This is a genomic window from Micromonospora sp. NBS 11-29 (assembly GCF_002140155.1).
GTDB lineage: Bacteria > Actinomycetota > Actinomycetes > Mycobacteriales > Micromonosporaceae > Micromonospora.
Window position 1 is genome coordinate 189,995 of sequence record NZ_NAPR01000004.1, and the last position, 6,382, is coordinate 196,376.

Here is a 6,382-nt window from a genome sequence, read left to right on the forward strand (position 1 = left end):
GGCGTCGCGTCCCAACCGGATGCCCGCCGACACCCCGGCCGCGCCCTCGGGCCGACCCCCGCGCCCCTCGACCGACCTGCCGACGCTGCGGCCGCCCGCCGGTCCGCCGAGGCACCCGACCGACCGCCGCCGGACGAACGTCCTCGCCGGGCGGATCATCCGCGGTGGGGACGGTCCCTGCTACACCCTGGTCACCGACGACGGCCGGGAGTACGCCCTGCACGGCGCGGGCCACGGGACCTGGCCGGACGGCACCTGGGTACGGGTCACCATCGGCCCGCCGCCGGAGGGCGTCGACTGCGGGCCCGGACGGCTGGTCGGGCTGCTGCGCATCGAGCGCGTCGGCTGACCGCGCGCCGAGCGTCCCGGAGAAACCCCTGATCCTGGGCACCTGCAAGCCCGACGGGCAGCCACCGGCCCTAGGCTGTGCCCCATGACCGACCAGCGCGGCGGATTCGCCGACGAGTCCTGCGTCCTGCCCGAGGGGCCGTGGACGCACCGGTTCGTCGGGGCCAACGGCAGCCGGTTCCACGTCGTCGAGGCCGGCACCGGCCCGATGGTGCTGTTCCTGCACGGCTTCCCGGAACACTGGTACGCCTGGCACGAGATGCTGCCGGCGGTCGCCGACGCCGGCTTCCGCGCGGTCGCCGTCGACCTGCGGGGTTACGGCGCGAGCGACAAGCCACCCCGGGGGTACGACGGCTACACGCTCGCCGCGGACGTGGCCGGCCTGATCCGGGCGCTGGGTGAGCGATCGGCCACCGTGGTCGGCACCGGCGTGGGCGGGCTCATCGCCTGGACCGCCGCCTCGTTCCACCCCACCCTGGTACGCCGGCTCGTGGTGCTCGGCGCACCGCATCCGCTCCGGTTGCGCGCCGCCATCTTCGCCGACCCGCGCGGCCAGTTCACCTCTGCCACCGCGACGCTGAAATTCCAGCTCCCCCGCTACGAGCATGTGCTGACCCGGGACGACGCCACCGAGGTGGAGGAGATCCTGCGCCGGTGGGGCGGGCCGCGCTGGGTGGCCGGTGCCGACTTCGCCGGCTACGCCCGGTGCTGCCGGGTGGCGATGCAGATCCCGCAGGCCGCCTTCTGCGCGATGGAGGGCTACCGCTGGGCGTTCCGCTCGGTGCTGCGGCTGCACGGCTACCGGTTCGTGAAGCTCATGCAGCGGCCGCTGGTCACGCCGACCCTGCAACTGCACGGCGCGCTGGACCGGGCCTCACTGCCCCGCACCGCGCAGGGTTCCGGCCGCTACGTCAGCGCGCCCTACGAGTGGCGGCTGCTCGACGACGTGGGCCACTTCCCGCACGTCGAGGCTCGGGACGTGGTGCTGGGCGAGATCCTGCGGTGGGTGAAGTCCTGAGTCACACCCGCTGCTCGCCCAGGTCGGCCACCTCGGCCGCGGGCGCCCAGCCCTGGTAGACGCCGAAGTCGAACGCCTCCAGCCCCATCGCCTCCGCCACCGGCCAGCGGCCCCCGGTGTACTCGACCCGCAGCCAACCATCGTGCTCGGCGAGCACGATGAACGGTTGCCCCTGCCAGGTGCAGGTGGTCCGCACGTACGCCAGGTCCTCGACCTCGACAGCCGGCACCACCCGGACGTACCGTCCGGGGCGTACCTCGGTGAAGCCCTCGTCCGGGCCGGGCTGGTAGAGGCGGACGTCGGCCCCGTCCGGGCTGGCCTGGTACTCCCGGCCCCGCCAGCGGGCCACGTAGCCGTCGCGGCTCACGCCTCGTCCGCCTTCCGCCAGACGAGCGCGTCGGTGTCCAGGACCGCGACCAGCCGGGAGTCGCCGTCGGCACCGATCCGCCACAGCTCGGCGCCGTGCGGCAGCCGGGCACTGTCCACCTTGAACTCGGCGATCACGTCGCTGCCCTCCCCCGGCGCGAACCCGTTGCCGCGGAACGGTGGCCGCTCGATCACCCAGCCCTCCATCGCCCGCATCGCGGCCTGGGTCTGCCCGCCGTAGGGGATCCGGTAGAGGCTCGGTCGGTACGCCGGCCAGCGCAGCAGGTGGATCTCCTCGTCGTCGCGGGAGAACGGGGAGGCGGGATGACCGAGGCCGAGCGCGTCGTACAGCTGCGCCGGGGTGCGCAGGTGAGCCAGTTCGCCGGCCCGGTGCACGAAGCCGGACACCCGGTCGTAGCCACGTTCCAGGTAGTAGGCGAGCTGGCTCGCGGCGATCGCCTTCTGCATGGTCACCGGAAGGCCCGGCGTCACCGCAGGCGCGTCCGACCGGAGGCCGGCGGCCGACTCCGGGCCGGTGGTGGACGCCTCCGGCTCGGTCTCCGGGTCGTCACCGAGCCCCACCTCGGCCGCCCAGTTGGCCAGCGCGAGGACCTGCTCCCCCGGGTACGCCGCGCCGACCGGGCTGCCGGGGTTCACCAGGAACGACCAGGTCACGTCCGGCCACCGGCGGATGAGCTGGACGAACTTGACCCGTACCGTGTCGACCGGCCCGTCGGCGTGCTCGGCGAGCCGCTCCGGCGAGGTGTACACCACCACGTACGTCCCGCCGTCGACCGACTCGGTGCGCCAGACGAAGCCGGGGTGACCGGGTCGGCTGCCCGGCACCGAGTCGGGCGCGACCGGCAGCAGCACCCGGGCCAGCAGCAGCGTGGTGAGGAAGCCGTCCGTGCTCCCACTGCCGGTCGCGGCCAGCAGCTCCTCCTCCACCTCGTTCGCCGGCACGAACTCCGGCGCGGCGGGGGCGGCGGGCGACGTCGCCTGCCGGTCGAGGGACGCGGCCGGCTCGCCCGGAGTCCCTGGCTCGAACAGCGACACCGTCGGCTCACTCGATGCCGGCCGGAACAACGACGCGGTGGGCTCATCCTCCGACGAACCCGACGTCGGCAACGACGCGGTGGGCTCGCCCTCCGACGAACCCGACGTCGGCAACGACGCGGTGGGCTCACCCTCCGACGACACCGATCCGAACAACGACGTCGTCGGCTCGTCCCCCGACGACACCGACCCGAACAGCGACACCGTCGGCTCGCTCACGGCCGGCCGGGACAGCGACACCGTCGACTCGTCATCCCACGAACCCGACCCGAACAACGAGGTCGTCGGCTCATCGTCCGAGGGCGCCGGCCGGAACGACGACGCGGTGGGTTCGTCCTCCGACGAGCCCGAATCGGACAACGACACGGTCGGCTCGCCCGACGACACCGGCTGGAACAGCGACGTCGTCGCCTCGTCCCCCGACGACCCGGGCCCGAAAAGCGAGGTCGTCGGCTCATCCGACGACGACCCGGGCCCGAACAACGAGGTCGTCGGCTCATCCGACGACGACCCGGGCCCGAACAACGAGGCCGTCGGCTCATCCGACGGCGCCGGCGGGAACAACGGTGTCGTGGCCTCGTCCGGTGACACCGGGCCGAACAAGGACGTGGTCGGCTCATCCGACGAACCCGACCCGAACAACGACGTGGTGACCTCGTCCGACGAGCCCGGCGTGTCGAACGGGGCCGTGGTGGGCTCCGTCACCGGCGTCACCGCGGTCGGTTCGTCCGGGGCCGCCGCCGGTAGGAACGGCGTGGTCGGCTCGAACAGCGACACCGTCGGCTCGCTCGCCGGTCCGGTCGGGCTGCCGAGCGACACGGTCCGGTCGTCCACCCCGCCCGACACCGGCGTCACCCCGGGCACGGCCACCGTCGGCTCGCCCTCCGGCGACTCCACCTCGAACACCGAGGCCACCGGCTCCACCACCGGCGACTCCGCCTCGAACACCGACGTCGCCGGCTCCACCACCGGGGACGCCGGTTCGGCGGGCGGGGGCAGGATCGGCGCGGCGGCCCGGTCGACCGGCGGACCGATCGGCAGGGTCGACTCGGTCGAGCCCGCCCAGGCCGCCGGCGCGCCGGCGGCGGTGGCGACCGGGACGGCGTACCCGGTCGGGTCGGATGACGGTGACCAGGTCGCCGCGGGCTCGGTCAGGTCGCGGGCCTCCAGGACGGTGCCCTCGATGACGATCGGGGTGAAGTCCCGGCGCGGCGCGGGCGGCGCGGACACCGGCTCGGCGATCGACGGCGGCAGCGCCTCCGCCGGGTCCTCCGGGGCCTGCCAGCGCGACGCGCCGGGGTCCGGCGTCGCTGCCCCACTCCACTCGTCCGATGCGGGCGCGGGCGGGCCCGAGTGCCGGCGGGGCAGCACCCGGTCGGCGTCCTCGGGTGGACGGGCCGGTCGGAACGGTGGGGCCGGCTCGGCCGGTCGGGGCGCCGGCGTCGGCTCGTCGGCGCCGAGCGGGAACGCGCGGGTCGGGTCCTCGGGCACCGGCTCGTTCAGCGGCCGGCGGCGCGGGAAGGGTTGGCCGCCGGCGAACCGCGACGGCGGGGTCGCCCGCTCGGTGGCCCGGCGCGGCGCGTCCAGCGGGGAGGACCGGCGACTGGAACGGCCGGAGGTGGGTTCGAAGAAGGACCGGGCCGGCGGCGGAGCCTGTCCTGCCGGCGGCGCGTCGACCGGCGCGGCACGACCGGCGGCGAAGGGGTCCGGCTCGTCGGGCCGGTGGCGCAGATCGGTGAGCCAACCGTCGAGGGCATCCGCGTCGGAACCGTCGGCGGCCCGGTCGCCGGTCGCCGGGCGGCGGGACGGCGCGGTCGGCACCCGGCGACCAAGGAGAGGAGTGGTGCGCATCGGCACGGTGGCGGGCTCGTCGGTCTCCGCCACCCGTCCGCCGCGACCCGGCGGCATCGGTGCCTCCGGCGCCGGCTCGGGAATGCCGTTGCGGGCGGCCCGGGCGGCGCTCTCCACCCGCTCCAGTCGGGCCCGGGCACCCATGGTCCGGCCGGGCAGCCGGACGTCGCCCCGGGCGAGTTGCGCGACGTACCAGGCGGGCAGGTAACCCTCGATCGCCAGGCCCGGGTTGACCGCCAACCACCACTCCTGGTTCGGCCACACCGCGGCCAACTCCGCGTACGGCACGCGGCGGGTGGCGCCGGCGTTCTCGCCCAGGCTGGCGCGCAGCGCGGCGGCGGAGGTGAAGGCCAGCACATGGGTCCGTCCGCCGGAGGTCCAGGTGCCCCACCCGCCGGCCGGTCCGCCGGCGACCGGTAGCACCAGGTCGACCCGGGTCAGGGCGCGGAAGTACTGCTGCTGGTCCTGCGCTCGCAGCGCGTCCCGCATCGCCACCTCGGCCTCGGTGGCCGGCTCCCATCCGGTCACGGCCACTCCTTCCGCGAACAGGCCACAGGCATCGCCTACAACCTACAAGGTGGTAACAGGATCACAATGGCTGGCCATCGACGGTCGGCCGTGACCCGGCCGAGGCGCTAACATCCCGTTCCGGAGTCGACACGTTACGGAGGTCGTCGATGTCTCGGCCCCTCGCCCGGCCGGGTGTGGCCGCGCTGGCGACCCTCCTCGTGACCGTCCTGCCGACCGCACCGGCGGCGGCCCGCGCGCCGTCCGGCTGCGCCGTGCCGCCCGCGCCGGCCCGACCGGTGACCGGGCAGCCCTGGCCCCAGCAACGGTACGCGCCGGACCGGCTCGCCCCGCTCGCCACCGGCGCCGGCGTGGTGGTGGCGGTGGTGGACTCCGGGGTGGACCGGTCCCACCCGCAGCTCGCCGGCCGGGTGCTCGCGGGGGCCGACTTCCTCGACCCGGGCGGGGACGGCACCCGCGACTGCGCCGGGCACGGCACCGGGGTGGCGAGCATCATCGCCGCCACACCGCGGCCGGGAGTCGCGTTCCGTGGGCTGGCGCCGGACGCGCGCATCCTGCCGGTACGGGTGAGCGAGCAGCAGGTGGTCGAGGGGCGGGAGTCGGGGCGTACGGTCGACGCGGCCGGCTTCGCCCGGGCCGTCCGCTGGGCCGTGGACCACGACGCCGACGTGCTCAACCTCTCCGTCGTGCTGTACGCGGACAACCCGGCGGTACGCGCCGCGGTGGCCTACGCGGTGCGGCGGGACGTGGTGGTGGTGGCCGCCGCCGGCAACCTGCACGACAGCGGGGACCCCCGGCCCTATCCGGCGGCGTACGACGGGGTGCTCGGCGTGGGCGCGATCGGGCGCGACGGGATGCGGGCGGCGTTCTCCCAGACCGGCCCGTACGTCGACCTGGTCGCTCCCGGCAGTGAGGTGCTGATGGCGGCGCCCCGGCAGGGCCACCACCGGGCGGAGGGGACGAGCTATGCCACGCCGTTCGTGGCCGCCACCGCGGCGCTGGTGCGGCAGTATCGCCCGGGGCTGAGCGCGACCGAGGTCGCCGGACGACTCGTGGCCGGCGCGGATCCGGCTCCGGGGCGGGAGGCCGGCTACGGCGCCGGCGTGCTCAACCCGTACCGCGCGGTGACCGAGTCGCCCGGCGGCACGGACACCCGCCCCCGGGCCGGTGCCGCGCTCCCGGCGGACCGGCCGGACCCGGCGACCGTGGCCCGCC

3 protein-coding genes and 1 pseudogene are annotated in these 6,382 nt (G+C 75.6%); 2 read left to right on the forward strand and 2 right to left on the reverse strand.

Going from position 1 to position 6,382, the window contains the following annotated elements:
- Positions 1-433: 433 nt before the first annotated feature.
- The gene (locus tag B1205_RS04915; protein ID WP_089154534.1) at positions 434-1,366 is read left to right on the forward strand and encodes an alpha/beta fold hydrolase; all 933 of its coding nucleotides are present in this window, start codon (positions 434-436) and stop codon (positions 1,364-1,366) included.
- A gap of 1 nt (position 1,367) precedes the next feature.
- On the opposite strand, the gene B1205_RS04920 is transcribed toward B1205_RS04915, so the two are convergent.
- Positions 1,368-1,733 carry a hypothetical protein gene (locus B1205_RS04920; protein ID WP_089154535.1) on the reverse strand — a complete coding sequence of 122 codons (366 nt, stop codon included), beginning with the start codon at positions 1,731-1,733 and terminating at the stop codon, positions 1,368-1,370.
- Positions 1,730-5,167 (reverse strand): SseB family protein, encoded by a 3,438-nt coding sequence (locus B1205_RS04925; RefSeq protein ID WP_140157976.1) that lies wholly within the window; start codon positions 5,165-5,167, stop codon positions 1,730-1,732. Before B1205_RS04925 ends, B1205_RS04920 begins: the two co-directional genes overlap by 4 nt.
- Before the next feature lie 149 nt (positions 5,168-5,316).
- On the opposite strand from B1205_RS04925, the pseudogene mycP reads away from it, so the two are divergent.
- Positions 5,317-6,382, forward strand: a pseudogene (mycP, locus tag B1205_RS04930) (type VII secretion-associated serine protease mycosin); the annotation flags it as partial.

Excerpts from the sequence above, each read along its gene's own strand:
- B1205_RS04915 (WP_089154534.1), top strand. The coding sequence starts at position 434 with ATGACCGACCAGCGCGGCGGATTCGCCGACGAGTCCTGCGTCCTGCCC.